The organism is Streptomyces sp. NPDC047081 (assembly GCF_040643775.1).
Taxonomy (GTDB): domain Bacteria; phylum Actinomycetota; class Actinomycetes; order Streptomycetales; family Streptomycetaceae; genus Streptomyces.
The window spans coordinates 1-1,137 of sequence record NZ_JBEYUY010000083.1 but is presented as its reverse complement, the minus strand read 5'-3'; the positions used below and the strand labels follow the sequence as shown (position 1 = coordinate 1,137).

The 1,137-nt window shown below is 49.4% G+C and carries 1 protein-coding gene; it reads right to left on the bottom strand.

Annotated elements, in window-relative coordinates:
• Positions 1 to 317 precede the first annotated feature (317 nt).
• On the bottom strand, positions 318 to 1,034 hold the full coding sequence (locus ABZ848_RS49555) for a ribbon-helix-helix protein, CopG family (protein WP_150608471.1): 717 nt from the start codon (positions 1,032 to 1,034) through the stop codon (positions 318 to 320).
• Positions 1,035 to 1,137: the final 103 nt, after the last annotated feature.

Here is a 1,137-nt window from a genome sequence, read left to right as displayed (position 1 = left end):
GGTGTATGGCCTTTTACTATCTATATTAAAAGCCTCACAAAGAAAAGGGTTTTTATCCTGCAGAGGTTGCTGATGGACAGGCGGTCCATGCCCTCTGTGGCCTCAAGTCGCTTGATCCTGGTGAGCTACGTAGATTTGGTCTCACTCGACACCTTTTCGACACCCCAAAGAAAAACCCCTGACTTTCTCTAGGAAAATCAGGGGTTTATTTGGTGGGCCGGGGTAATCTGAACGGATTCTCTATCTTGTTGTTTTTTATGTAGTTGTGCCGGTTAATTTTCTGGCTGGAATGCCTTTTGGAATGCCATTCCATGGGGTCATGCCTTTGCCTTTGCCTTTGCCTTTGCCTTTGCCTTTGCTTTGGCTGGTCGAGGAATGCTGCGATCCAGGTTATGTGGTTGCTTTTTGAGCATCTTTTTCTGCTCAGCGTAAAGCTTGTCCATTTCAGCCTTGATGAGATAGTAGTAAGCCATACCTAGCTGAAGCTCAACAGTCGATGGCTCCTCCCATTTGATGTCGTGGTAGGTCAGTATCGAAAGCGCCATACCCAGGGTGAGGGCATTCTGATCCGCTAGACCTTTGGCCATCCTGGCCAGCTTTTCCATGTCCCTTCCCTTAAGTGTGAGGTCTCGCTGGGCTCTGAGGTTGGTCTCCTTCATCTTTCCCAGTTTTTCTGCCGCAGTTGGCTCGCTTCGAATGAGTCTCCGGATTATTTCAGTTCTATTTGTTTTGGCCTCACTCGCCAGTGCCTGAAGCGCCTTCGCTTCGGCGTCAGATAGTCGGAACGTATGCGCTTCTTTCTTGACAGCCTCTCGATATCGCTTCTGGCGAATTGATGCTCTCAACTGCTCAAGCAGCACTTCACCGTCGTCCCTCTTCCTCAGGCGTTCGCTGATTCTTTCCTTCAGCTCGCTGGTAGGCAGGTCGTCTCTCAGCCCCATTACTCGCTTCCTTGCGAGCGATTCGTGAGCCCATCGGGTCTCGTTGGCACTCAACCCGTCGAGCCAGTCTTCCAGGGTGATCTTCTTCCGCATTCTCAATTGTCTCGCTCTGCAGGATGCCGTTCTACCCTAGGTTGATTTTGGATTTTTGTAAATTGTGACAGGTGACAGATTTTTATCTGTTATTCGTTATCAT